A 24,504-nucleotide genomic window follows, 5' to 3' on the forward strand; every position below is an offset into this window, starting at 1 on the left:
TTTCCTCCTCGTGCGGTCCGGGATCAGGCCGTGTCGTCGTCGCGATAGATGCCGACCACCGGCGCTTCACCGACGCGCGCGTAGCCGCGGTACATCCCTTCGGTGTTGAACGGCATCGCGACGTTGCCCTGCGCGTCGACCGCGATGATCCCGCCGCGGCCCGCGAGGCGCGGCAGCTTGTTCATCACGACGTCGTGCGCGGCGTCGGCGAGCGATGCGCCGCGATACGCGATCTGCGCGGCCACGTCATGCGCGGTCACGAGCCGGATGAACATCTCGCCGGTGCCGGTGGCCGACACCGCGCACGTTGCGTCGTCCGCATAGCAGCCCGCGCCGATGATCGGCGAATCGCCGACACGCCCCGGCTGCTTGTTCGTGATGCCGCCCGTCGACGTCGCCGCCGCGATGTGGCCGTGCCGGTCGCAGGCGACCGCGCCGACCGTGCCGTGCTTGCGGTCCGGATCGAGCGGTTCGGCCGGCTGCTGCCGCGATTTGCCGAACGCGAGACTCGCCGCGTCGTGGTCGAGCATGGTGCCCGCCGCTGCGCACGCCTTGAGCCACTGCGCGTGACGCGCCTCGGTGTCGAAGTAGCCCGGTTCCGCGAGTTCGAGCCCCTGCGCGGCCGCGAACGCATCGGCGCCCTCACCCGCGAACAGCACGTGCTCGCTCGCCTCCATTACACGCCGCGCGGCAAGCACGGGATTGCGCACGCGCGTCGCGCAGCAGATCGCGCCGGCGCCGAGCGTCGCGCCGTCCATGACCGCCGCGTCGAGTTCGTGCTTGCCGTCGGCCGTATAGACGGCGCCACGCCCGGCGTTGAACAGCGGACAGTCCTCGAGCATCCGCACCGCGACGGTGACGGCGTCGAGCGCGCTGCCGCCATCGGCCAGCACCTGCTGCGCGGCCGTCAGGATCGCCGTCAGTTCGGCACGGTATTGACGTTCGGTGTCGGAATCCATCGCCTCGCGCAGGATCGTGCCTGCGCCGCCGTGAATCGCAACGATCGCGGATGAAGTCATGTTTTTTTCGGACGGTGAGAAGGTGGGTTGGCGGCCGGCAGCGTCGCTTGCGGCTGGACGAGCCACGGCAGCAGGAATTCGGTCATCTCGGCCGCGGATTTCGCGGACCGGTGCGTGCGCAGCGCGACCGCGTCGATCAGGGCCTCGATCATCGCGAGCACGGCCGCTTCCGACGTGGCCGCGAAGCGCCGTTCGGCCTTGACGTACAGGTTCAGCGACGCGATCGGCGCAAGCGGCGATTGCGGGCCGTCGGAAATCCCCAGTACGCGTGCGCCGCGTGCGGCCGCGCGGCGGGCGAGTTCGATCGTGTCCTTCACGTAGCGCGGAAACGCGAGCGCGATCACGAGATCGCGCGAGTCGGCCGTATACAGCCGCCGCGCCGCGTGCGACGGGCCGCCGAGCAGCGCGAGCGACTGCACGTTGTCATGGCAGACGGACAGCCCGTGCTCCATCAGCCCGGTGAGAAACGCGCTCGACCCCGCGCCGAGGATCAGCACGCGACGCGCGCCGACGATCGCCTCGACCGCGGCCTCGACATCGGCCGCGTCCAGTTGCGCGCGCGTGTTCTCGATGTTCGCGACGGCCTGGTCGAATACCGCATCGATCCACGCGGCGCCGCGTACGCCGGACTCCTGCTCCTGCGCGGAACGCAGCCGCTCGACCGGCCCGAGCGTCGCCTCGAAGCCACGCACCAGCGCCGCGCGCATCGCCGGATAGCCGTCGAAACCGAGTGCCTTCGCGAAGCGGTTCGCGGTCGCGATCGACGCGTTCACGGCCTGCGCGAGTTCGTCGATGCGCATCGTCGCCGCGCGGAACGGATTCGCGAGCACGAACTCCCCCATGCGCCGGTGGATCGGCGTCATCAACGGCATCGCCGACGCGATCCGCTCGGCAATCGCGGGTTCGTCTTGACTGGCGTCGTGCGGAACGAGTGGCGTCATGCGAAGGGTGGTTGCAAGGATGGTGAAAATGAATTTACACAACTCCTATTCCGAAAAGAAATAAATTTTCATCCGGATTGTCGTGCCCCGTCCCGCTCCTTTCGATTGCCCGACGCCCGCACAGCCCCGCCGCTGGGGCCTTTGACACGTGATCGCCGTGCGGCGCCGCGCCTGTTGCCTGCCCTGCTGAGTCGGGGAAAACCCCGACCAAGTTCGTTCGAATGCAATTTCACGTTGACCGGATTCGAATTCGAACATAGGATGTTCGCAAATGATCAGTCGTCAGATAACATTAGCCTTCTGCGACGTCGAAATGTTCACTTGAACACCAGCATTCCGGCTCAATCCGGGAAAACTGGCGCTCATCAAGATCGGACATCGTACAAATAAAGCGAAACAGGCCATCCCGAACGGATGGTCGTCATGGATCGGGCCGGCGCCACGCACCGGCCCTGCCCGACAGGAGACAGCAGTGAAGACAGTCAAGGCGTTGCGCTGGTGGATCATCGTGCTCGTGTGTCTCGGCACGATCCTCAATTACCTCGCACGGAATTCCCTCGCGGTGCTCGCCCCCGAGCTGAAGCAGGTGTTCGCGATCTCGACGCAGCAGTACTCGTACATCGTCGGCGCGTTCCAGATCGGTTACACGATCATGCAGCCCGTGTGCGGCTTCGTCGTCGACCTGATCGGGCTGCGGCTCGGGTTCGCGCTGTTCGCGATGCTGTGGTCGGTGGTCGGCGTTGCGCACGGCTTCGCGTCGGGCTGGCTGTCGCTCGGCATCCTGCGCGGCTTTCTCGGCCTGTTCGAGGCCGCCGCGATTCCGTCGGGGATGAAGGCGGTTGCCGAATGGTTTCCCGATCGCGAGAAATCCGTCGCGGTCGGCTACTTCAACGCGGGCACGTCGCTCGGCGCCGCGATCGCGCCGCCGCTCGTCGTGTTCATCTCGATGCGGTTCGGCTGGCAGGCGGCATTCATGGTCACCGGCGCGCTCGGCTTCGTGTGGGCCGCGCTCTGGTACACGCAGTACCGGTCGCCGGCCGATCATCCGCGCATCACGCCGCAGGAGCGCGCGCTGATCCGCGACGGCCAGGCGACGATGCCGCCGGTGTCGAAGCGCCGCATCCGCGACGTGGTCACCGCGCGGCGCTTCTGGGCCATCGCGCTGCCGCGCTTCTTCGCCGAACCCGCGTGGCAGACCTTCAGCTTCTGGATTCCGCTGTACCTCGCGACCGAGCGCCACATGCCGCTCACGCAGATCGCGATCTTCGCGTGGATGCCGTTTCTCGCGGCCGACGCCGGCGGCATCGCGGGCGGCTACCTGTCGCCGTTTCTCGCCAACCGCTTCAAACTGCCGCTCGTGTGGTCGCGCGTCGCCGGCGTCGCGCTCGGCGCGGTGCTGATGCTCGGGCCCGCGATGATCGGTCTCGTGGCGTCGCCGTACACGGCCATCGCATTGTTCTGCGTCGGCGGCTTCGCGCACCAGATGATCTCCGCGCTCGTCAACACGCTGTCGGCCGACGTGTTCGATTCCGAGGAAGTCGGCACCGCGAGCGGCTTCGCCGGGATGGCCGCGTGGATCGGCGGGCTCGGTTTCTCGCTGCTGGTCGGCGCGCTCGCGGACAAGATCGGCTATGCGCCGCTGTTCGCGTGCCTCGGCCTGTTCGACATCATCGGCGTCACGCTGCTCGCGGTGCTGATCCGCGGGCAGTCGAAGCAGGAACGCCTGCTCGCACAGCACGCCTGACCTTCGCTTTCACAGGAAATCGCATTCATGACTTCGCTTCTTCATCCGCCCGTGTTCCGCGTCGCCGGCCGGCACGCGAACCGTGTGCTGCTCGCGTCCGACGCGGGCGCGACCATCGAGATCTTCGTGCTCGAGGACGACATCGTGCGCGTGCGCGTGCTGCCCGACGCGACGGCGCGCAACCCGCGCACCTGGTCGATCGCACCGGGCCTCGACGACGTGCCGCTCGACGGGCGCGACCGCCTCGACCTCGACGGCTTTGCCCTGCCCGCCTATACGCTCGACGAAGACGACGACGGCGTGCGCATCGAGACCGCGCAGATCCGCGTCGTGGTGCGCCGGCAAGGCGGCCATTGCACGTGGTCGATGCGCGGCGCGGACGGCACGTGGCGCGTCGCACTCGCCGACCGCGCGACGCAGGCGTACAACTTCGGCTGGTGGGACGATCGCGCGTATCACTACGTCGCCCGCGAGCGGGGCGACAAGGTGTTCGGCCTCGGCGAACGTGCGGGCGACCTCGACCGCACCGGCGCGCGCTTCGAAATGCGCAACATCGACGCGATGGGCTACAGCGCGAAGCACACCGATCCGCTGTACAAGCACATTCCGTTTTACATCACGTGGTCGCCCGATGCATGCCAGGGGTTCGGGCTGTTCTACGACACGCTGTCGGACTGCGCGTTCGACATGGGCCGCGAGCTCGACAACTATCACGGCCCGTACCGCTATTTCGTCGCCGAGCACGGCGATCTCGACTACTACTTCATCGCATCGCCCGACACGCCGCTCGCGGCCGCGCGGCGCTTCACGTGGCTCACCGGGCGCCCCGCGCGCACGCCAAAATGGGGGCTCGGCTATTCGGGCTCGACGATGAGCTACACCGATGCGCCGGACGCGCAGCAGCAGATGAACCAGTTCGTCGAACAGTGCGACACGCACGACATCCTGTGCGATTCGTTCCACCTGTCGTCGGGCTATACGTCGATCGGCGCGAAGCGTTACGTGTTCAACTGGAACCGCGACAAGTTTCCCGACGCGAAGGGCTTCGTGAAGCATTACCGCGACCACGGCATTCGCCTGTGCGCGAACATCAAGCCGTGCCTGCTGCGCGACCATCCCGCATTCGATGACGCCGCAAAGCGCGGGCTGCTGATCCGCTCGGCGTCCGGCGAGCCTGCGTGGGTGCAGTTCTGGGACGAGGTCGGCGCGTATCTCGACTTTACGCAGCCTGACGCGTACCGCTGGTGGCGCGAGCAGGTCACGTCGGCGCTGCTCGAATACGGGATCGAGTCGACCTGGAACGACAACAACGAATACGAGATCTGGTCGCCCGACGCGATCGCACACGGCTTCGGCCAGCCGTTCCCCGCGCGCGAGGCGAAAGTCCTGCAGACGATGCTGATGATGCGCGCGTCGCGTGAAGCGCAGCGCGCGCATGCGCCGGGGCAACGGCCTTACCTGGTGTCGCGCTCCGGCGGCGCCGGCATGCAACGTTATGTCCAGACCTGGTCCGGCGACAACTACACGTCGTGGGAAACCTTGCGCTACAACCTGAAAATGGGCCTGGGGCTCGCACTGTCGGGCGTGTCGAACATCGGCCACGACATCGGCGGCTTCTCCGGGCCCGCGCCGTCGCCGGAACTGCTGCTGCGCTGGGTGCAGTTCGGCATCTTCATGCCGCGCTTCAGCATCCATTCGTGGAACGACGACGGCACCGTCAACGAGCCGTGGATGTACCCGGAGATCACCGCGCAGATTGCGTCGCTGATCAAGCAGCGCTACCGGCTGCTGCCCTACCTCTATCACCTGCTGTGGCTGTCGACGACGCGCTACGAGCCCGTGCTGCGGCCGACCTTCGCCGATTTCCCCGGCGATGCGCGCTGCTACGACGAATGTGACGAGATGATGCTCGGCGACGCGCTGCTCGTCGCCCCGGTCGTCGATCCCGGCCTGACGGAGCGCACCGTCTACCTGCCGTCGGGCGCGCGCTGGATGTGCTGCGCGAGCGCGCAGTCGTTCGACGGCGGCACGAGCGTGACGCTGCCCGCGCCGTTCGACACGCCGGTGATGTTGCTGCGCGAGGGCCGTGTGCTGCCGCTGAACGTCGCGGAACAGCATTTCGGCGCGCGTGCCGACACGCGCGGCTTCCTCGTCGCGCCGCGCATCGAGGACGGCGTCGCACAGGGCGAATGCATCGAGGACGACGGCGAGACGGAAGCATGGCGCGACGGCGAATACGGGCTGTGGCGCATCGAGACCGGCCGTGAGGCGTCGGGCGCGCTCGGCGTATCGGTGCGCTGGGACGGTCGCCCGGCGCGCCCGGCCGATCGCATCGAGATCCTGCTGCCCGCGTCGCTGCAAGGCCCGGTCGCCGTGCGCGGCGCGCGCGTCGAGCAGGATGCGCAGGATGGCGCATGGCGCCGCCTCGTCGTCGCATTCGACAACTGAACCGCATGACCTTGGCAAGGCGGGCCGTTCATGCGGCCCGCCGCCCGTCACAGAGGAGGCGATCGAGCCTCCCGCCCACCTTGAAAAGATGAAGAGATCTGGAGATTCGACGATGAAAGCACCCGTCAACCGCTATGCAATCCTGATTTTATCGGCCGCGTCGCTCGGCACGACCGCCGCCCACGCGCAGAGCAGCGTGACGCTGTACGGCGTCGTCGACGATTCGCTCGCGTACGTGAACAACCAGCAGGGCCACTCGAACATCTACATGCGCGACGGCAACCTGTATGCGTCGAAGTTCGGGCTGCGCGGCGACGAGGATCTCGGCGGCGGCACGCATGCGATCTTCGACCTGCAGTCCGGCTTCAACCTGAACACCGGCGCGCAATCCGCCGCCGGCACGATCTTCAACCGCCAGGCGTTCGTCGGCCTGCGCAACGATCATTACGGCACGATGACGGCCGGCCGCCAGTACACGCCCTACTTCCTGTTCGTCGGCCCGTACGCGTCGAGCAGCTGGCTGACCGGCGCAACGGGCGCGCATCCGGGCGACATCGACGGCCTCGACACGACGATCCGCGTGAACAATTCGGTTACCTATACGTCGCCGACCTTCGCGGGGCTGACCGCAAGCGCGATGTACGCATTCGGCGGCATTGCGGGTGCGACCGGCAAGGGCAACACGTTCAGCGCCGCGCTGCGTTATGCGAACGGGCCGATCGGCGTCGCGGCCGGCTACCTGCGCATCAACAGCTCGGGCTCGTCGGCCGGCTTCCTGAATCCGGCGACCGCCGCCTCGGGCAGCTTCGCGGTGTCCGTATTGAACCAGGGCTACCTGACCGCGAAGGCCGTCGAGCAGGTCGCGGCAGCCGGTAACTATACGCTCGGCGACCTGACGATGGGCGTCAACTATTCGAACGTGAAGTACCTGCCCGGCAACGGCTCCGCGTTCACGGACACGGCCGTGTTCAACACCTACGGCGCGCTCGCCGCGTACCGCTTCACACCGGTGTTCTCGGTGGCCGGCGCGTTCGCATACACGCGCGCGTCGAAGGCGAACGGCATCGACAGTGCAGCCCGCTACCAGCAGTATTCGCTGAAGGAGTCGTACAGCCTGTCGAAGCGCACGACACTCTATGCACTACAGGCATACACGCATTCGAGCGGACAGACGCTCGGTGCGCAAGGCGCCGGCCACGTCATCGACGCGGCACCGATCGTCGGCGATTCGCAGCAGCTCACGCCGTCGACGACGCGCGGCCAGTTCGTCGGCATGGCCGGCATCGCCGTCACGTTCTGAACCCCCACGGCAGCGCCATCGCCGCGCTGCCCCTGCCCCGGGCGACGCGCTTTTCTCGCACTTCTCGCATTCCACGCGCGCCGTCCGGGCGCCCGACGCACGTCCGCCACGGCGTTTTCGGCGCCCGGTCCGCCCGCCGGGCGAACCCCGCGGGTTTTCGCGATCCCCTCAATACCTTACAATTCGTCAGGCTTATCTCTTCTGCATACCCCTTCTTGCAGTCCTGACACCGCGGTACACTCGACGCACGCCGTATCAGGGTCCGACGCGCAACCCGCGCGCCGGGCGGCGTCGCGCCTTGTTGCGCCCACAACTGGATGCCCGCCATGCCAGATTCCCGTCCCTCGCCCCGCACGACATTCAAGCCACAGGTCGTCCTGCCCGCGCTCGCGGTCATCGGCGCGCTGCTCGTCGTGTGCGCGTTGCGCCCAAGCGAAGCCGGCGCGCTGTTCTCCGCCGGCCAGCAATGGGTCATCGCGCGCTTCGACTGGTTCTACGTACTCGCCGTCACCGGCTTCCTCGTGTTTCTCGTGCTGATCGCCGCGAGCGACTTCGGCAACATCCGGCTCGGCCCCGATGATGCCGAGCCCGAATTCAGCTTCGTATCGTGGACAGCCATGCTGTTCGCAGCCGGCATGGGCATCGGGCTCATGTACTTCGGCGTCGGCGAGCCGATGCAGCACTTCCTGAAACCGCCGACCGTCGACCCCGGCACGCCCGCCGCCGCGCGCGAGGCGATGCTGATGACCTTCTTCCACTGGGGCTTCCATGCGTGGGCGATCTACGGGCTGATGGGGCTCGTGCTCGCGTACTTCGGCTTCCGCTACAACCTGCCGCTGACGCTGCGCTCCGGGCTGTATCCGGTGCTGCGCGAGCGCATCAACGGGTGGATCGGCCACACGGTCGATGCGTTCGCGCTGGTCGGCACGGTCGCCGGCATCGCGACGACGCTCGGCTACGGTGTGATGCAGCTGAGCGCGGGCCTGCATACCGTCGCCGGCTGGGACACCGGCAGCAACCTGTTTCGCATCGGGCTCGTCGCGGTCGTCGTGATCCTCGCGGGCGTATCGGCCGCAACCGGCCTCGACAAGGGCGTGCGGCGACTGTCCGAGCTGAACCTGCTGCTGGCGTTCCTGCTGCTCGCGTTCGTGGTCGTCGCAGGTCCGACGGCGTTCCTGCTGCGCGCGCTCGGCGACAACATCGGCCAGTATCTGTCGAGCCTCGTCGACCTGTCCTTCAGGACGTACGCGTACGCACCGCCGCGCGAGGAAGGCTGGTTCGGCGGCTGGACGATCCTCTACTGGGCATGGTGGGTGTCGTGGTCGCCGTTCGTCGGCATGTTCATCGCGCGCATCTCGCGCGGCCGCACGATCCGCCAGTTCGTGATCGGCGTGCTGCTCGTGCCGACCGCGTTCAACCTCGTGTGGATGACCGTGTTCGGCAACAGCGCGATCTGGCTCGATACGCACGGCGCGGCCGGCGCGCTCGCGCAAACGGCCACCAATGTCGACGCGCTGCTGTTCCGCTTCTTCGACTTCCTGCCGATGCCGCAACTGCTGTCGATCGTCGCGATCGTGCTGATCGCGGTGTTCTTCGTGACGTCCGCCGATTCGGGCGCGTTCGTGATCGACCAGATCGCGACGCGCGGCAACGCGCACTCGCCCGTCTGGCAACGGCTGTTCTGGGCCGCACTGCTGGGCGTGACGGCCGCGGTGCTGCTGGTCGCGGGCGGGCTCGGCGCATTGCAGGCGATGACGCTGATCGCCGCGCTGCCGGTCGCGATCATCATGATCGCGCTCTGCTACGGGCTGTGGCGCGGGCTCGCTGCCGACCGCGTGCACTATTCGCAGGACGTCGCGCCCGCGACGAGCTTCTGGACCGGCCAGCACTGGCGCCACCGCCTGACCCACATCCTGCGGCAGACGACCGAGGCCGAGGCACGCCAGTTCGTTGCCGAGACGGTCGAGCCCGCGTTGCGCAAGGTCGCCGACGAACTGCGCGCGGGCGGCGTCGATGCGAACGTGCAACGCGACAGCGACGATGCCGTGCGCCTCACCGTGCCGACCGCCGACCACCGCGATTTCGTGTACGGCGTGCGCGTGACGGTGAAATCCGCGGCGGCGTTCCTCGTGCGCGAGGCGGCCGAGCCGGAAGCGGAGCGGGCCCACGTGTACGGGATCGTCACGTTCTTCGAGGATGGGCGGCTCGGCTACGACGTCGAATACCTGCGCAGCGATGAAGTGATTGCCGACGTGCTGCGCCAGTACGAACGCTACGTGTCGCTCGCGGCCGACACGCGCACGCATCTGCTGAGCCGCGCGCCGGGGCACGCGACGGAGGCTGAATGAACGCGTCCGCCGGAGCCTTGACCGCGCGGCGCCCCTGCTGCGCGATCGACGGAGCCACGCGATGAGCGGGTTTCTGCAAAGCCGCTCCACCGACCTCGTCGCGCTCGGCACGCTCGCCGTGCTTTATCTCGGCGGGGCCGGCATCGCGCTGTGGCGGATCCGGGCCGCCGCGCCGCGCGGCAAGCTCTACTGGATCGTCTGCATGGCGCTGCTGGCCGGCGGGGCCGTCGCGATGGGCGGCAATCTGTCGCCCGCGCCGAACAGCGGTGAAATGCCGCCCGGTTTCGCGCTCGGCGTCGAGTCCGTCCTGCTCGGTCTCGTGCTGGTTGCCGGCGGTTGCGCGTGGCTGATGCTGCGCGCGCGCAAACGCTGAACCGCGCATGGCGCGCGGCGAAGTTTCGCCGCGCGGCTTCGTCGTGCGCGGGCAGCAATGTATGGGGGCGGCAGACGGCCCTTTCTCGATCCACCTCGATTGCCACGCATTACGCGGAAGGAGCCCGCGCCGTCACGAGCCAGCACGCCGCGTCGAAGCGTACCTCCGCGCCGTGCACGTAGCGCTCGAACGCGGCACGCACCGTGTCGACCACACGCCGTCGCGTCGCGTCGTCCGTCTCCAGCAGCGCGAGCCCGACCGGGCCCAGCCGGGCGATGTAGTCGTCCAGTGCGGGTTCGGGCAGCGCGCACGCCATATCGATCGGCTCGATCGTAACGTCGGCCCAGCCGCTGTCCGACAGCACCGAAGCGATTCGTTGCCGGTCGCCGAACGCGAACTGCCCCGGCGCGCCGGGCCGCCGCGCGGGCAAGTTCGGCAGCAACGGCGCGGCGGCCCGCTCGGCCGTCGTCATGAACGGGTTGTCGGCCGCGCTGCGCCATGCGACGAACCGCATCTGCGCATCCGGCCGCGCCGCGTGCCGCAGATTCGCGAAGGCCCGGACCGGATCGTCGAAGAACATCACGCCGAGGCGCGACACGATCAGGTCGACGCTCGCAGGCTCGAACGCGTGCGTCTGCACGTCCGCGCGCACGAAGCAGGCGTGAACGCCGCTGCGTTCGGCGCGCGCCTGCGCGGCGTCGATCATCCTGGCCGAGATATCGATGCCCGTACATTGCGTGCCCGCACCGAGCCGCCGCGCGATCGCAAGCGTGACCGCGCCCGTGCCGCAACCGACGTCGAGCACGCTGCGCGCGGACGACGTGGCCGCCGCATCCACCAGCAAGTTCTCCAGCGGTTCGAGCATCCGGTCGATCGGCGCCTGCGTATCGACCCAGGCACGCCCCGACGGGCCGTTCCATAACGCGGATTGTTCGTCATTGGGCCGGCTGGTTTCCATCGTCGATTCCCCTTCTGGTTCGTTGATCGTGCCTCGCACTTTGCTGCTTCAAGCCGGCTTGAGGTCAAGGCCCTCCGGCCGCGACCTGCCGCCGCAATGTCGACGCCCGGCCCGCGTGCGCGCCCCGTCGCCCCGTTTTTTTCATATTTCTTACATTTGCGCTGCGTATCGTTGACGACTTTCCTACGGTACCTACCATGCGACGACTCTTCCCGCGCGCGCTGCTCGCGTGCTGCGCCCCCCTTGTTGCCCTCGCGGCGCTGTCCGCGTGCTCGAACCACATCGATTCGCCGGCCGATCCGGCGAGTGCGTCGGTCAACGTCCAGGCCGCATGGGTCGAGATCGGCGACGCGAACCAGGCGATCGCGCGCGTCATCACGAACTACACGCCCGCTTCGGCCAGCGATCCGCTGTGCCCGCAACTGACCGTCGACGGCAAGCTGTCGCGCATGACGCTGCGCGCAGGCGCCGCGACCCTCGCCCAGCGGCCGACCGCCAGCGATCCGTCCGATTCGAAGCCGTCGAGCTTCCCGGTGTCCGTCTGCGAGATGACGCTGCCGGCCGGCGCGCAGGCGGCGAGCGTCGCGGGCCGCACGCTGCCGCTGCCGAAGGCGCAGCCGCAACGCATCGCGATCATCGCCGACACCGGCTGCCGCATGAAGAAGGCCGACAACGCCTGGCAGGCGTGCAACGACGCGACCGTCTGGCCGCTCGACACGATCGCGGCCAGCGTCGCGAAACTGTCGCCCGACCTCGTGATGCATATCGGCGACTACCACTATCGCGAGAACGCGTGCCCGCCGGACATCGCCGGCTGCAAGGACAGCCCGTGGGGTTATGGCTGGGATACGTGGCAGGCCGACCTGTTCCGCCCGGCCGCCCCGCTGCTCGCGAAGGCGCCGTGGGTCGTCGTGCGTGGCAACCACGAGGAATGCGCGCGGGCGGGCCAGGGCTGGTTCCGCTTCCTCGATCCGCGCCCGTATTCGGCCGCGCGCTCGTGCGACGATCCGGCCAACGACAACAACGCGAACTATTCGGAACCCTATGCGGTGTCGCTCGGCGGCGGCTCGCAGGTGATCGTGTTCGACACCGCGAAGGTAGGCCGCACGCCGCTCAAGACGACCGACGCGCAATTCGGCATCTACCAGAAGCAGTTCCAGACGGTCGCCGCGCTCGCGTCGAAGGCCGGCATGACGACGACGATCTTCACGAACCACCATCCGATCCTCGCGTTCGCGCCGATCGCCGGCAGCACCCCCGCGCCGGGCAATCTCGCGCTGCAGTCGGTGATGTCGAGCCTCAACGCGCAGGCGTACTACCCGCCCGGCGTGCACGTCGCGCTGCACGGCCACGTGCACGATTTCCAGGCGATCAACTTCTCGTCCGGGCATCCGGCGACGATCGTGTCAGGCAACGGCGGCGACAATCTCGACGTCGCGCTGCCCGACCCGTTCCCGGCCGGCCTGACGCCCGCACCGGGCGCCGTGATCGAGCGGCTGTCGCACAACAACAGCTTCGGCTTCCTGATCATGGAGCGCCGCGCCGCCCCGGCGACCGGCTGGGTGTTCCACGCATATTCGGCGGCCGGCAAGCTGCTCGCATCGTGCAACCAGTCGGGCACGACGCTCGCCTGCGACAAGACGGGGTTCATTGCGCCGTGAGTGAAGGAGTTCGATGTGACGGCCGCCATGCACGCGGCCGGCAGATGCTGCGCACCCTCGCCGCTGCCGTGCTCGCCGGCGTGGCGCTCGCGGCTCGCGCCGCGCCGGCCGAAACGGTCCTGCTTCCCGGTGCTCCGCCTTCGCGAGTCGTCGATACCATCGGCAACGGCACGCCGCAGGTAACGGGCAAGATCGACGCAGCCACCGCGCGCTTCGCGCCCGACCCGACGCTCGTCGCGCTCGGCCGCCGGATCTTCTTCGATCCGAGATTGTCCGAGCCACGCGGCATGTCGTGCGCGGGCTGCCACGACCCCGGCCGCGCGTTCGCGCCGACGCTGTCGGCCGCCTCGCTCGCGGGGCCCGGCGTGCCGGAAGGCAGCCGGCCCGGGCACTTCAGCCGGCGCAACGCACCGTCGCTGCTCTATGTGCGCTACGTCCCACGCCGCCACTTCTACCAGGACGACGACGCACCCGCGCCGTCGCCGTTCGGCGGCCTGTTCAGCGACGGCCGCGCGGATACGCTCGCCGAGCAGATTCGCGGGCCGCTGTTCGATCCGGACGAGATGAACAACCGGTCGCCGGCCGCGCTGCTGCGCAAGGTCGACGCGACCGAACTCGCGCCCGATCTCGCCGCACGCTTCGGCGCGACGGTGCGGCGCGATCCCGAGCAACTGGTGCGTGCGCTGGGCCTGGCCGTCGAGGCCTATCTGCAGAGCGACGAGATGGCGCCGTTCACGTCGCGCTTCGACACGTTCCTGCGCACCCGCAAGCCGCTCGCACCGGCCGAGATGCGCGGGCTCGCGCTGTTCCGGAATCCGGACAAGGGCAACTGCATGAGCTGCCATACGCTGTCGGAGACGTCGAGCCGCCCGGAGCGTTCGCTCTTCACCGATTTCGGCTACGACGCAATCGCGGTGCCGCGCAACCGCGCGCTGCCGGCGAACCGCGATCCGCGCCATTTCGACAACGGGTTGTGCGACACCGCACGGCGGCTGCGCTGGCCCGAGCCGACACAATGGTGCGGCTACCTGCGCACGCCGGGGCTGCGCAACGTCGCGGTCAAGCAGACGTTCATGCACAACGGCGTGTTCACGACGCTGCGCGACGCGGTCGCGTTCTACAACACGCGCTCGACCGACCCGGGCTTCTGGTATCACGGGGCCAGAACGTTCGACGACGTGCCGGCCGCCTATCGCGGCAACATCAACGTCAACTCGACGCCGATGAACCGCCGGCCCGGCACGCCGCCCGCGCTCACCGATGCGGAAATCGACGACATCGTCGCGTTCCTCGGCACGCTGACGGACGCGCGCTATACGAAGATCGCTCCCCCCGTGGCGCCCGCTGCCGCTGCTGGCCGGATCGCCCGAACCGCCGTGCCGGCTCGCTGACCCTGGCCGAACGGCCAGCCGCACGCGCACCCGCTTGCGGTCGCCGCAAACACTGGTTATATTTACAGTACTGTATTTATGAACAGTGAGGTGCGCGATGGAACATCTAATCCGTATCGTCAACGAAGCCGATCGCCAAGTGCTGGCGTGGCTCCGTGCCCAGGTCGGTGATGCCCGCGTCGAGCGCGCGGCTCGCCAGCTCGGGCATACGCGCAAGCCCTTCCCGTCCGCCGTATGCCGGTATCTGGGCATGAGCGCACCGGCCACGCTGCGCCAGGCCGAACGGCCCCGCGCCGCGCGTGATTTCTCGGTCGGCGATCGTTACCTGTCGCTGATCCGCCAGCACCTCGCCATGCATTCGGCCAGCCGATGAAATGGCGGCGGCTGGCGGCGTCGGTCGCTCGAAAAGCCGCGGGGCTTGCCTGTTCGCAAGCCCGGCCGGCCGACACCGCGCTTACCTGGCTGCCGTGGCTTCCCGTACGAGGCGGCCGAGCGTTTCGAATGCCGCTTCGTGCGCCGCATCGAACACGCGCGTGCAAGCGAGCCGGATATAGCCGTCGAAGCGGTCGGAATTCGAGAAGATCGAGCCGGGCGCGATTCTGACCCCGTGCGCCAGCGCGGCGTCGAACAGCGCTTCGGAGCGCACGCCCTCCGGCAACGCGATCCACAGCAGCATTCCGCCCGGCGGCTGGTTCATCCGGGTTCCAGCCGGGAAATGCCGCGCAATCGCATCGATCGTCACGTCGCGCTGCACGCGCAACTGTTCGCGGAACCGGTGCAGATGGCGATCGAACGCGCCCGAGCCGACGAATTCGGCCGCAACGGCCTGCAGCAACGCGGCGTTGTGCCGGCTGTGCGCGAACTTCAGCATCTTCACGCGCGCGTGCCAGCGCCCCGCGCTTATCCAGCCAAGCCGCATTCCGGGGGCCAGCACCTTGTTGAACGACGGGCAGTAGATCACCGTGCCGTCGCGATCCCATGCCTTCACCGGCTTGACCGGCTGCGGCGCCTCGACGAGCTCGCGATAAGGCTCGTCCTCGATCACGGCCACGCCATGGCGCGAACACAGCGAGACCAGCGCGGCCTTGCGCTCGTCGGGCATCACGCAGCCGAGCGGGTTCTGCAGGTTCGGCACGACGACCACGGCCCGAATGTCCGGATACGCGGTCAGTGCCACTTCGAGCGCCTCGATCGACAGGCCGGTCGTCGGGCTGGCCGGGATTTCGAGCGCGCGCAAGCCGAGGCTTTCGAGCAACTGGATCAAGCCGAAGAAGGCCGGCGATTCGATCGCGATCGTGTCGCCGGGGCGCGCCACCGCGCGCAATGCGAGATTCACGGCATCGACGCCGCCGCTCGTCGACATCACGTCGTCCGGCGTCACCGTCACGCCGTACGACAGCGCGCGCTTGGCCATCGTCTGCCGGAATTCGGGCGAACCGCCAACGGGCCCCGCATCGGTCAGCAAGGTGGGCTTGCGCCGCAACAGCCGGATCGCGAGCGCCTGCAGGCGCTCGGCCGGATACAGCGTGGCCAGCGCGGACGCGCCGCCGAGATTCAGCGCATCGGGCGCCGCGTTCGCGCGGTCGATCACGCGCGATACGCGTTCGTGCAGGCCCGCGAACGGCGGCTCGACGCTCAGCGGTGGCCCATCGCTTTCCGGCAGCGTTTCGAGCGCGACCGCCGCGCGGCGCCGCACGAAGTAGCCGGAGCGCGGCTTCGCTTCGCACCAGCCGGTATCCTCGAGCCGTCGGAACGCCTGGATCGCGGTCGATAGACTCACGCCGTGCTGTGCCATGAATGCGCGCACCGACGGCATCCGGTCGCCGGGCGACAGCGTGCCGGCCGCGATGATGCGGCGGTAATGCTCGGCGAGCCGTTCGTAAAGCGGTTCGCCGTCCATCGGCAAGGGCGGGCGGGATGAATCGGTGAAAGGCGTCATGCAGGCGATCGTGCCCGCGCGGCCGATCGCACGCCAGATACAGATTCCGGGGAAACCCACCGATACAGCGTCACGAAATCGTCGTCTGCACCGCAACAGATTCCCGGCCCCTGAATCTGTCGCGCCGGTGGCCGTTTCCCTAACCTGATCGCACGCTGTCGCCTCGCCGTCGCGAGGCCGCGCAACCGGGACAGGGAATCGCCATGCAAACGCATCACATCCGGCTCGACGCCGGGCAAAGCCACTTTGCGTGGTTCGACAAGGGCAGCCAGGTGATCGCGCTGGACGGCGCGCTTGCGGTCACGCTGCGTCACGGCAGGCTCAACTGGCTGCCCGACGAGCCACTGCACATTCGCCGCCTGCTCGACGAGGGCGAATGCCTGACGCTCGAGACGGCCGGCCACGTGGCGCTGTCGGCCGACGGCACGGGAGCGGCCAGTGCGACGGTCGTGGAGCCGGCACGCCCGAGACGCTTGATCGTTGCATGGCGCGCGATCCTGCGCCGGCTGTCCGGACGGATACGCGGCGGCCATCATGTGCGCGAACATTCCTGAAATGGCGGCTTGCCGCGTCACCCAGGGGCGGCTAGCTGACACCGCATCATCTGGAGGAGATCCGGAGCGATCCGGTTCGACCGCACTCATGCAGATCGACCAACCTTGACCGGTTCAACCGCCGCAGCCTGTTCGGCACGCGGCGGTCACGACATCACCGCACGCTCCTGCGCCGCTCGCCCCACTCGAAAACCCCCATCCCCGCCACCATCGCGACGACGAACACGATCCCCTTCGCCGACCCGAAGCCGATCGACACGATCGCGGGCCCGGGGCAGAACCCGGCGATCCCCCAGCCGATGCCGAACACGGCACTTCCGGCAACCAGGCGCACGGTAATCGCCCGCACGGCCGGCAACTGCATCGGCAAGCCGAGCCACGACCGCGTCCGGCGCTTCGCCCATGCGAACGCGAACACGGCCACGCCCGTCGCGCCGGCCATCACGAACGCGAGCGACGGATCCCAGCGGCCCGCCAGGTCGAGAAAACCGAGCACCTTCTGCGGATTGGCCATGCCCGACACGATGAGGCCTAGGCCGAACAGCAGCCCCGCCAGAAACGCGAATCCTGCCTGCATGTCAGCCTCCCAGCACGTGCCGTCGCACGAATACGGTCACGAAGCCGGCGGCCATGAAGACCACCGTCGCGACCATTGAACGCAGCGCACCGCGTGACATCCCGCACACGCCGTGGCCGCTCGTGCAACCGCCCGCATACCGCGTGCCGACGCCAACCAGCAGCCCGGCTGCCGCCAATTCGACCCAGCCTGCATCGACCTGCGGCGTCGGATGGTGCCCGACGACGCGCATCACGAGCGGTGCGGCGATCAGCCCGGCGACGAACGCGGCGCGCCAGTCGCGCTCACCCGCGCGTGCCGTGAACAGACCGCCGACGATGCCGCTGATGCCGGCAATCCGGCCGTTGAACGCGACGAGCCACGCGGCCGCGAGCCCGATCAGCACGCCGCCGGCCAGCGACAGCCACGGCGTGAAATGAAGGGCATCAATCTGCATCGCGCCGCCCCTTCGCGGCGGGGCCGCAGAACTGTTCGTACAGCACGGCCATCACCGCGATCGCGGCCGGGCTGTCGAGCGAATAGTGGACGTTCTTGCCCTCGCGGCGCGTGCGAACCAGCGCGTTGTCCCGCAACACGCCGAGTTGCTGCGACAGCGTCGGCTGGCGGATATCCAGCGCTGTCTCGAGATCGCTCACGCAGCGCTCGCCTTGGGACAGTTCGCAGAGCAGCAGCAGCCGGTCGGGATTCGACAGCACCTTGAGCAGCGCGCAGGCCGATTCGGCGGCCGCGCGCATCAGGTCGGGTTCCGGCAACCCGGTGGAAAGATCGTCCTTCATCGACGGAGGAGTAACAGTTAAAGAATCAATATTATATTAATTCATATATTGATCCCAACCGCTTGCCGACTGGCTGCCTTGCACCCTCCTTCGCTCAGGCCTGCTCGCCGGCAATCGCTTTCGCGGCAGGGAGGCGCGCCGCATCGGCACGGACCACGCCGAGCGCCAGCACCGCCATCCCCGCGATCACGCACGGCGCCGCGACGACGGCAAACGCGGTCGACAACGGCACGCCCATCGCCAGCATCGCGCCGCCCGCCATCGATCCGACCACCGAGCCGCCACGGCCGATCCCGTTCGCCCAGCTCACGCCGGTGGTGCGGCACTCGGTCGGATAGAACGCGGCCGATAGCGCGTTTGCGCCGACCTGCGAACCCGACACGCAGAAACCGGCCGCGAACACGGCGAGCGCGGCGCCCCACGGCGATGCGGCAAACACGCCGATCGCGGCAACGAACACGCCGGCCGCTGCATAGCTGCAGGCCAGTACGCGATGTGGGTCGAAACGGTCCATCAACCCGCCGAGGACGATCGCGCCGAGCGTGCCGCCGACCTGAAACATCGCGGTCACGCGCGCGGCCGTCTGCAGCGTCGCGCCGGTCGTGCGCAGCAGCGTCGGCAGCCAGCTCGACAGCAGGTAGATGACGAGCAGGCTCATGAAGAACGCGAGCCACAGCAGCAGCGTGCCGCGCAGCAGGTCGGCACTGAACAGGCGGCCGAGCGGCGACCCGGCCGGCTTGCCGGCTGGCGCGATGAACGACGCGCTTGGAAGATGCGGATCAGGTGCGATACGACCGAGCATCGCCGCGATCCGCTCGCGAGCCGCGCCGGTGTTGACGAGATAGCGCACCGATTCCGGCAAACGCCACGCGAGCACCGGCAGCAGAAGCAGCGGCGCGGCGCCACCGACGACGAGCACCGAGCGCCAGCCGCAATGCTCGATCAGCGACGCCGCCGCGAGCCCGCCGAGCGCGGAGCCGATCGTAAAGCCGCAGAACATCGTCGTCACCAGCAGCGAACGGCGCCGCGCCGGGCAGTATTCGGACGTCAACGTGATCGCATTGGGCATCGCGCCGCCGAGCCCGAGCCCGGTCACGAAGCGCCACGCGATCAGCTCGGTCAGGCCGCCGGCGCTCGCCGACGCGGCGCTCGCGATGCCGAAGCACGCCACGCAGGCGAGCAGCAGGCGCTTGCGGCCGAACCGGTCGCCGAGCGGCCCGAACACGAGCGCACCGGCCATCAACCCGGCGAGCCCCGCGCCGAACACAGGCGCGAGCTGCGCGGGCGACAGGCCCCATTCCGCGCGGATGACGGGGGCAATGAAACCGATCGACGCGGTATCGAACCCGTCGATCGCGACGATCAGAAAGCACAGGACGACGATCGCGGCCTGAAACGGCGCAACGCGATGCCGGTCGATCCATTCGCTGACGTCGATGGACAGCGTATCGGCCATAATGGGGTCTCCTCCAGGAAGGCGGTCGCGCGTCATGTCGTTGAAATGCGCGCCGCCGGAATCGGGCTGAAAACGCGCGTTACGCGACGGGTTTCAGGCAATCCTCCGCACGCCAGCCGTGCAGCCAGTCGAGCGCGTCGTAGAACTGCGCCTGCGTGCGTCCGCCCCAAAGCCCGTTGCGCACCTGCCGCTCGACACCCTTCGCGTGATAGATCCGCCCCATCTCGCGCGCCGAATACAGCACGCGCGCGGTGCGCGGAATCCGCACGCGCTCGTACCGCGCGAACGCCGCCTCGAAATCGCCGTCGGTCCGTGCCACGGCCGCGCCGAGCGTCACGGCATCCTCGAGCGCCTGGCACGCGCCCTGCGCGAGGTATTGCGTCATCGGATGCGCGGCGTCGCCGAGTACCGTCGCACGGCCCTCGCTCCAGCGTTCGACCGGATCGCGATCGGCGGTCGCCCAGCGCTTCCACGACGTCGGCCGGTCGAGCATCTGCCTCGGCAGTGGATGGATGCCGTCGAAGTACGACAGCACTTCCTCCTTGCTGCCCTCGCGCACGCCCCAGGTTTCCTGTTCGCGGCTGTGGAACGTGACGACGAGGTTGTACTGCCGCCCGCCGCGCAGCGGATAGTGGACGAGATGGCAATGCGGGCCGGCCCACACGACCGGCGCATTGATCCGCAGATCCTGCGGCATGTTGTCGACGTCCACCACCGCGCGATACACGACGTGGCCGGTCACGCGATGGGCGTCACCGATCAGCGCATGACGGATCGCGGATTTCACGCCGTCGCAGCCGATTACCGCATCGGCGCGAAAACGTTCGCCGTGCTGGTCGGTCACGGTCACGCCGTTGCCGTCCTGCTCGAAGCCGCACACCTGCGTGCTCGTCCGGAATTCGATCAGCGGATGATCCTTGACCGCCTCGTAGATCGACAGGTGAATGTCAGCGCGATGAATCACCGCATACGGATTGCCGAAGCGCTCGCGGTACGCGGCGCCCGTATCGATGCGCGCCACCTCGCGCGCGTCGACCGCATCCATCAGCTGCAGCCGGTCGGTAAACACCGCCCGGCGGCGCGCAGCTTCGCCGACACCCAGCGCGTCGAGTGCGTTGAATGCATTCGCCGCGAGCTGGATCCCTGCACCGATCTCGCCGATCTGGCCTGCCTGTTCGAGCAGCTTCACGCGAATGCCCTGGCGCGCGAGCGCAAGCGCCGCCGCGAGCCCGCCGATACCGCCGCCGATCACCAGCACGCGCCGGCCCTTGTCTTTTGTCTCGCCCATGTCTGTCTCCTGCTTCGTGTTATGCGACGTAATCCGGTTGTCGCTGCGGCTGTGCCGCGTCGAACGCCGGCTCGCGCCGCGCGTGTTCAAACACTGCGAGGCTGCGCGGATACGCACTCAGGTCGCAATCCATCCGCAACGCATTCGCGACCTGCGGCACGAGGCATAGGTCGGCGAGCGTCGGCGTGTCGCCGAAGCACCACGGCCCCGCGTCCGCGCGCGCGAGCAGCCGCTCGACGCCGGCCATCCCTTCCGCGATCCAGTGCCGGTACCACGCGGTCTTCTGCTGCGGTGTGACCTTGAGCTCGCTGTCGAGATAGCGCAGCACGCGCAGGTTGTTGACCGGATGGATGTCGCATGCGATCAGCGTCGCCAGTTCCAGCACGCGCGCACGACGGTGCGGTTCGAGCGGAATCAGCCGCGGCTCCGGCTGGATCTGGTCGAGGTAATCGAGGATCGCGAGCGACTGCCCGAGACGGAAATCCCCATCGACCAGCGCCGGCACGGCTGCCGACGGGTTCACGTTCGCGACGTAGGCCGCCTCGCGATGCTCGCCGGTACGGATGTTCACCGGCAGCGTGTCGTACGGCAGCCCTTTCAGCGCGAGCGCGATGCGCACCCGGTAGGATGTCGAACTATTGAAGAAGCTATGCAGTTGCACGATGTCGCCTTTCGAGGAAGATGCGTCAGACCACGCGCACGGTCAGCTCGCCGAGCCGTTCGACGCCGACCCTCATCACGTCGCCCGCGACGACCGCGCCGACGCCTTCGGGCGTGCCCGTGAAGATCACGTCCCCCGGTTCGAGGCGGAAGAACTTCGACAGGTCGGCCACCGTTTCCGCAACCGACCAGATCAGGTGCGACACGTCGCTCTGCTGCTTCGTCGCGCCATTGACGGTCAACCACAGGCCGCCCTGCTCGAAATGACCGACGTCGCTTGCCGGATGCACGGGCCCGATCGGCGCCGAGCGGTCGAACGCCTTGCCGATCTCCCACGGCCGGCCCATCTCGCGCATCTTCATCTGCAGGTCGCGGCGCGTCATGTCGAGGCCGACCGCATAGCCCCACACGTGTTCGAGCGCGCGCTCGAGCGGAATGTCCGAACCGCCCTTGCCGATCACCGCGACGAGTTCGGCTTCGTAGTGATAGTTCTGCGTCTGAGACGGATACGCGAGATCGAGCGTTTCGCCGTACGCGACCGGCACGATCGAATCGGCCGGCTTGCAGAAGAAGAACGGCGGCTCGCGATCGGGATCGAAGCCCATTTCGCGCGCATGGGCCGCGTAGTTGCGACCGACGCAATAGACGCGGCGTACCGCGAACTGCGCGTCGCTGCCGGCGACGGGGAGCGCCACGGGCGCTTCGGGCGGGAAAACGAAAGTCATGAGTGGCTCCAGCGTAAATACGAATGAACGGGGCGCCGCCGCGACGGCGCATGGGAAACGGGAAACGGGAAATGAATCGCTGAAAGCGGCCGGCGTCAGTCGCGCGCTTCGCGCAGCAGGTTCAACGCAGACAGCACGGGCCGGTCGGAATAGCTGAACAGCACGCTGTCGGACGATGCCGACAGCCGCACGGGCGCCCACGACGGCGCGACGAAGATGTCGTGCGGCTCGAATGCGAATGCGTTGCCGCCGATGTGCGCGGTGCCGCTGCCTTCGACGACGCAGTAAATCGTCGCGTCGGTGCTGCGGTATGTGCGACCGTCGAAACCGGCCGGCAGGAACTGCATGAAGGTGGCGATCGTCGGCATCGGCCAACCGCCCGTCGCGGGGTTCACATAGCGCAGCTTCACGCCATCCCATGCGTCGAGTTCGCCATTCCGGTACAGCGCGTCGAGCGCGTCGCGGGTGCGTGCATACGGGTAGCTGAATACCGGCGACGTCGGATCGGTCACGCGATGCCGCACCGGCACCATGTTGTGACCGAAGCGCGCGAAGCTGTCGCCTTCCGGGCGGCTCACGGGCTGCACGGCTTCCGGGTAGTTCTCCGCGAAGCCCGCGTCGAGGCTCGCGACGAGCGGGATGTCGAGCCCGTCGAGCCACACGACCGGCTCGCCGCCCTCTTGCTCCGACAGGTTGCCGTGGTCATGCCATGCCCACGACGGCGTGATGATGAAGTCGCCCGGATGCATCGTCGTGCGCTCGCCGTTCACGGCCGTCCACGCGCCACGCCCTTCGACGATGAAGCGCAGCGCCGACTGCGTATGCCGGTGGCTCGGCGCGAACTCGCCCGGCAGGATCAGCTGCAAGCCCGCGTACAGGGTCGGCGTCATGCTCGACTTGCCGGGCAGCCCCGGGTTCTCCAGCACGAGCACGCGACGCACGGCTTCCTCCGCGCTGATCACGCTGCCGGCCTGCATCACGAGGTCGCGCACCTGCGCGTACTTCCAGATCGCAGCCTGCGCGGCGGGCTGCGGGGATGTCGGCACGAGGTTGTGCAGCGATTCCCACAGCGGCGCCAGGCGTTGCTCGGCGATCCGTGCGTAGTAGGTGGCGCGCGGCACGTCCGGATGGCGGGTCGTCATGTTGTCTCCTTGGCGTCGGCCGATCGGCGTCGGCACTGTGTCTGTCGGGTCGGGGACCGTGTTGCAGTCCGTCAGCCGATTTATATTCGACCCAGACATACCCGGTAAAATGGTTAAATCATCTGATCCATATATTTCTGGATATACCTACACGCGACAAGGCATGCGATGGACTGGACCCACCGGCTGCGACTGCGGCACCTGCAGGTACTGTTGAGCGTTGCCGGCACCGGCAATCTGAGCCAGTCGGCGGTCGCGCTCGCGACCACGCAGCCCGCGCTGTCGAAATGGCTGAAGGAACTGGAAGAGGATGTCGGGCTGCCGCTGTTCGAGCGGCATGCACGCGGTCTGCGGCCGACGCCCTACGGTGAAGCGCTGATCGAGCATGCGCGGCGCGTCGAAGCACAGCTCGACATCGCTCGCGACGACATGGCCGCATTGCGGGAAGGCGGCAGCGGCCTCGTGACGATCGGCACGTCGGGCGTGGCGGCGGCCGACACGGTGCCGCTCGCGGTGTCGCAATTGCTGAAACGGATGCCGCGCGCGCAAGTTCGGATGACCGAAAGCACGATGAACCTGCTGATACCGCAGCTCGCGCGCAGTGAACTGGATATCGTCGTGGGCCGCTCCGGGTCGACTTCCGTCGATCCGCTGCTGCATGCCGAAGCGCTGTATGTCGATCCGGTCGTGTTCGTCGCGCGGCCGGGCCACGCGCTCGCCGGTGCGGCGTCGGTCGGCTGGAACGACGTGCTCGCCTATTCGTGGATCGTGTGGCCATCGGGCACGCCCGTGCACAACGCGCTGGAAGCCGCGCTGACGGCCGCCGGGCGCGTGCGGCCACCGCACTGCGTCGAATCGAATTCGTCGATCCTCAACCTCACGCTGCTGAACGACACCGACCTGCTCGGTGTCGCGTCGCACCGCGCCGCGCAGCGCTTCGCGCAATTGAACGCGATCCGGATCCTGCCGATGCAGCTCGAGGGTCAGGGCGCGGTGTCGATGTACTGGCACCCCGACAGCGCGAATCGCGCGGCCGTGGCCGCGACAATCGAGTGCCTGCGCGCCTGTGCAGCTCCGCAGGTCGGCGGATGGGGGAACGTGCAAGCGGATTGAATGTGGCGCGGCCCGGCGTCAACCGGGCCGCGTTGTTGCGTTGTTGCGTTGTTGCGTTGTTGCGTTGTTGCGTTGTTGCGTTGTTGCGTTG

Annotated in this window: 22 protein-coding genes; 10 read left to right on the forward strand and 12 right to left on the reverse strand. The window is 68.1% G+C overall.

Annotation, left to right across the window (positions count from 1 at the left end):
- Positions 1-23 precede the first annotated feature (23 nt).
- Positions 24-1,019: an isoaspartyl peptidase/L-asparaginase family protein gene (locus ACPTTC_RS27050; RefSeq protein WP_423394665.1), complete on the reverse strand. Its 996-nt coding sequence runs from the start codon at positions 1,017-1,019 to the stop codon at positions 24-26.
- The gene (locus tag ACPTTC_RS27055) at positions 1,016-1,960 is read right to left on the reverse strand and encodes a MurR/RpiR family transcriptional regulator (RefSeq protein WP_226194835.1); all 945 of its coding nucleotides are present in this window, start codon (positions 1,958-1,960) and stop codon (positions 1,016-1,018) included. The genes ACPTTC_RS27050 and ACPTTC_RS27055 overlap by 4 nt, the downstream gene beginning before the upstream one ends.
- Before the next feature lie 472 nt (positions 1,961-2,432).
- Here ACPTTC_RS27055 and ACPTTC_RS27060 point away from each other — a divergent pair, with 472 nt between their 5' ends.
- From ACPTTC_RS27060 to ACPTTC_RS27080, 5 genes are all read left to right on the forward strand, one after another.
- On the forward strand, positions 2,433-3,704 hold the full coding sequence (locus ACPTTC_RS27060; protein WP_423394666.1) for an MFS transporter: 1,272 nt from the start codon (positions 2,433-2,435) through the stop codon (positions 3,702-3,704).
- Between the two features lie 27 nt (positions 3,705-3,731).
- The gene (locus ACPTTC_RS27065; RefSeq protein WP_423394667.1) at positions 3,732-6,152 is read left to right on the forward strand and encodes a TIM-barrel domain-containing protein; all 2,421 of its coding nucleotides are present in this window, start codon (positions 3,732-3,734) and stop codon (positions 6,150-6,152) included.
- A 112-nt stretch (positions 6,153-6,264) separates the two neighbouring features.
- Positions 6,265-7,452 (forward strand): porin, encoded by a 1,188-nt coding sequence (locus tag ACPTTC_RS27070; RefSeq protein WP_423394668.1) that lies wholly within the window; start codon positions 6,265-6,267, stop codon positions 7,450-7,452.
- 326 nt (positions 7,453-7,778) lie between these two features.
- The gene (locus tag ACPTTC_RS27075; protein WP_226194838.1) at positions 7,779-9,800 is read left to right on the forward strand and encodes a BCCT family transporter; all 2,022 of its coding nucleotides are present in this window, start codon (positions 7,779-7,781) and stop codon (positions 9,798-9,800) included.
- A gap of 61 nt (positions 9,801-9,861) precedes the next feature.
- The gene (locus ACPTTC_RS27080; RefSeq protein WP_423394669.1) at positions 9,862-10,173 is read left to right on the forward strand and encodes a hypothetical protein; all 312 of its coding nucleotides are present in this window, start codon (positions 9,862-9,864) and stop codon (positions 10,171-10,173) included.
- Positions 10,174-10,282: 109 nt separating this feature from the next.
- Here the strand turns inward: ACPTTC_RS27080 and ACPTTC_RS27085 are convergent, their stop codons facing one another.
- Positions 10,283-11,131, reverse strand: a complete 849-nt coding sequence (locus ACPTTC_RS27085) for a class I SAM-dependent methyltransferase (protein WP_423394670.1) — start codon at positions 11,129-11,131, stop codon at positions 10,283-10,285.
- A gap of 197 nt (positions 11,132-11,328) precedes the next feature.
- Between ACPTTC_RS27085 and ACPTTC_RS27090 the strand changes: the two genes are divergently transcribed.
- From ACPTTC_RS27090 to ACPTTC_RS27100, 3 genes are all read left to right on the forward strand, one after another.
- On the forward strand, positions 11,329-12,792 hold the full coding sequence (locus ACPTTC_RS27090; RefSeq protein WP_423394671.1) for a metallophosphoesterase family protein: 1,464 nt from the start codon (positions 11,329-11,331) through the stop codon (positions 12,790-12,792).
- Positions 12,793-12,836: 44 nt separating this feature from the next.
- Positions 12,837-14,183: a cytochrome-c peroxidase gene (locus ACPTTC_RS27095; protein WP_423394672.1), complete on the forward strand. Its 1,347-nt coding sequence runs from the start codon at positions 12,837-12,839 to the stop codon at positions 14,181-14,183.
- 97 nt (positions 14,184-14,280) lie between these two features.
- A complete protein-coding gene (locus ACPTTC_RS27100) occupies positions 14,281-14,556 on the forward strand; it encodes a hypothetical protein (protein ID WP_175950534.1) in 276 nt (91 codons plus the stop codon).
- A gap of 81 nt (positions 14,557-14,637) precedes the next feature.
- On the opposite strand, the gene ACPTTC_RS27105 is transcribed toward ACPTTC_RS27100, so the two are convergent.
- Complete coding sequence (locus tag ACPTTC_RS27105; RefSeq protein WP_423394673.1) at positions 14,638-16,122, reverse strand: PLP-dependent aminotransferase family protein; 1,485 nt, start codon at positions 16,120-16,122, stop codon at positions 14,638-14,640.
- Positions 16,123-16,325: 203 nt separating this feature from the next.
- Between ACPTTC_RS27105 and ACPTTC_RS27110 the strand changes: the two genes are divergently transcribed.
- Entirely contained in the window at positions 16,326-16,676 is a 351-nt protein-coding gene (locus tag ACPTTC_RS27110) for a hypothetical protein (protein WP_423394674.1), read from the forward strand.
- Between the two features lie 154 nt (positions 16,677-16,830).
- Here ACPTTC_RS27110 and ACPTTC_RS27115 read toward each other — a convergent pair whose 3' ends face one another.
- From ACPTTC_RS27115 to gtdA, 8 genes are all read right to left on the reverse strand, one after another.
- Complete coding sequence (locus ACPTTC_RS27115) at positions 16,831-17,253, reverse strand: DUF6691 family protein (RefSeq protein WP_423394675.1); 423 nt, start codon at positions 17,251-17,253, stop codon at positions 16,831-16,833.
- 1 nt (position 17,254) lies between these two features.
- On the reverse strand, positions 17,255-17,689 hold the full coding sequence (locus tag ACPTTC_RS27120) for a YeeE/YedE family protein (protein ID WP_423394676.1): 435 nt from the start codon (positions 17,687-17,689) through the stop codon (positions 17,255-17,257).
- Positions 17,679-18,029, reverse strand: a complete 351-nt coding sequence (locus tag ACPTTC_RS27125) for an ArsR/SmtB family transcription factor (protein ID WP_175968261.1) — start codon at positions 18,027-18,029, stop codon at positions 17,679-17,681. Before ACPTTC_RS27125 ends, ACPTTC_RS27120 begins: the two co-directional genes overlap by 11 nt.
- A 94-nt stretch (positions 18,030-18,123) precedes the next feature.
- Positions 18,124-19,485, reverse strand: coding sequence for an MFS transporter (locus tag ACPTTC_RS27130; RefSeq protein WP_423394677.1), 1,362 nt, complete (start codon positions 19,483-19,485; stop codon positions 18,124-18,126).
- Positions 19,486-19,564: 79 nt separating this feature from the next.
- Positions 19,565-20,773, reverse strand: a complete 1,209-nt coding sequence (locus ACPTTC_RS27135) for a 3-hydroxybenzoate 6-monooxygenase (protein WP_423394678.1) — start codon at positions 20,771-20,773, stop codon at positions 19,565-19,567.
- A gap of 19 nt (positions 20,774-20,792) precedes the next feature.
- Positions 20,793-21,434 carry a maleylacetoacetate isomerase gene (maiA, locus tag ACPTTC_RS27140; protein ID WP_423394679.1) on the reverse strand — a complete coding sequence of 214 codons (642 nt, stop codon included), beginning with the start codon at positions 21,432-21,434 and terminating at the stop codon, positions 20,793-20,795.
- Between the two features lie 25 nt (positions 21,435-21,459).
- Positions 21,460-22,158 carry a fumarylacetoacetate hydrolase family protein gene (locus ACPTTC_RS27145; protein ID WP_175950540.1) on the reverse strand — a complete coding sequence of 233 codons (699 nt, stop codon included), beginning with the start codon at positions 22,156-22,158 and terminating at the stop codon, positions 21,460-21,462.
- 95 nt (positions 22,159-22,253) lie between these two features.
- Positions 22,254-23,300: a gentisate 1,2-dioxygenase gene (gene gtdA / locus ACPTTC_RS27150; RefSeq protein ID WP_423394680.1), complete on the reverse strand. Its 1,047-nt coding sequence runs from the start codon at positions 23,298-23,300 to the stop codon at positions 22,254-22,256.
- Positions 23,301-23,468: 168 nt separating this feature from the next.
- On the opposite strand from gtdA, the gene ACPTTC_RS27155 reads away from it, so the two are divergent.
- The gene (locus ACPTTC_RS27155; protein WP_423394681.1) at positions 23,469-24,413 is read left to right on the forward strand and encodes a LysR substrate-binding domain-containing protein; all 945 of its coding nucleotides are present in this window, start codon (positions 23,469-23,471) and stop codon (positions 24,411-24,413) included.
- Positions 24,414-24,504 lie beyond the last annotated feature (91 nt).

This window comes from Burkholderia mycopellens (assembly GCF_964265025.1).
GTDB lineage: Bacteria > Pseudomonadota > Gammaproteobacteria > Burkholderiales > Burkholderiaceae > Burkholderia.

What these genes read in the sequence shown, in the direction of transcription:
- ACPTTC_RS27050 (WP_423394665.1), bottom strand. Translation starts at nt 1,019, where the DNA reads ATGACTTCATCCGCGATCGTTGCGATTCACGGCGGCGCAGGCACGATC.
- ACPTTC_RS27055 (WP_226194835.1), bottom strand. Translation starts at nt 1,960, where the DNA reads ATGACGCCACTCGTTCCGCACGACGCCAGTCAAGACGAACCCGCGATT.
- ACPTTC_RS27065 (WP_423394667.1), top strand. Translation starts at nt 3,732, where the DNA reads ATGACTTCGCTTCTTCATCCGCCCGTGTTCCGCGTCGCCGGCCGGCAC.
- ACPTTC_RS27070 (WP_423394668.1), top strand. Translation starts at nt 6,265, where the DNA reads ATGAAAGCACCCGTCAACCGCTATGCAATCCTGATTTTATCGGCCGCG.
- ACPTTC_RS27075 (WP_226194838.1), top strand. Translation starts at nt 7,779, where the DNA reads ATGCCAGATTCCCGTCCCTCGCCCCGCACGACATTCAAGCCACAGGTC.
- ACPTTC_RS27080 (WP_423394669.1), top strand. Translation starts at nt 9,862, where the DNA reads ATGAGCGGGTTTCTGCAAAGCCGCTCCACCGACCTCGTCGCGCTCGGC.
- ACPTTC_RS27085 (WP_423394670.1), bottom strand. Translation starts at nt 11,131, where the DNA reads ATGGAAACCAGCCGGCCCAATGACGAACAATCCGCGTTATGGAACGGC.
- ACPTTC_RS27090 (WP_423394671.1), top strand. Translation starts at nt 11,329, where the DNA reads ATGCGACGACTCTTCCCGCGCGCGCTGCTCGCGTGCTGCGCCCCCCTT.
- ACPTTC_RS27095 (WP_423394672.1), top strand. Translation starts at nt 12,837, where the DNA reads ATGCTGCGCACCCTCGCCGCTGCCGTGCTCGCCGGCGTGGCGCTCGCG.
- ACPTTC_RS27100 (WP_175950534.1), top strand. Translation starts at nt 14,281, where the DNA reads ATGGAACATCTAATCCGTATCGTCAACGAAGCCGATCGCCAAGTGCTG.
- ACPTTC_RS27105 (WP_423394673.1), bottom strand. Translation starts at nt 16,122, where the DNA reads ATGACGCCTTTCACCGATTCATCCCGCCCGCCCTTGCCGATGGACGGC.
- ACPTTC_RS27110 (WP_423394674.1), top strand. Translation starts at nt 16,326, where the DNA reads ATGCAAACGCATCACATCCGGCTCGACGCCGGGCAAAGCCACTTTGCG.
- ACPTTC_RS27115 (WP_423394675.1), bottom strand. Translation starts at nt 17,253, where the DNA reads ATGCAGGCAGGATTCGCGTTTCTGGCGGGGCTGCTGTTCGGCCTAGGC.
- ACPTTC_RS27120 (WP_423394676.1), bottom strand. Translation starts at nt 17,689, where the DNA reads ATGCAGATTGATGCCCTTCATTTCACGCCGTGGCTGTCGCTGGCCGGC.
- ACPTTC_RS27125 (WP_175968261.1), bottom strand. Translation starts at nt 18,029, where the DNA reads ATGAAGGACGATCTTTCCACCGGGTTGCCGGAACCCGACCTGATGCGC.
- ACPTTC_RS27130 (WP_423394677.1), bottom strand. Translation starts at nt 19,485, where the DNA reads ATGGCCGATACGCTGTCCATCGACGTCAGCGAATGGATCGACCGGCAT.
- ACPTTC_RS27135 (WP_423394678.1), bottom strand. Translation starts at nt 20,773, where the DNA reads ATGGGCGAGACAAAAGACAAGGGCCGGCGCGTGCTGGTGATCGGCGGC.
- ACPTTC_RS27145 (WP_175950540.1), bottom strand. Translation starts at nt 22,158, where the DNA reads ATGACTTTCGTTTTCCCGCCCGAAGCGCCCGTGGCGCTCCCCGTCGCC.
- gtdA (WP_423394680.1), bottom strand. Translation starts at nt 23,300, where the DNA reads ATGACGACCCGCCATCCGGACGTGCCGCGCGCCACCTACTACGCACGG.
- ACPTTC_RS27155 (WP_423394681.1), top strand. Translation starts at nt 23,469, where the DNA reads ATGGACTGGACCCACCGGCTGCGACTGCGGCACCTGCAGGTACTGTTG.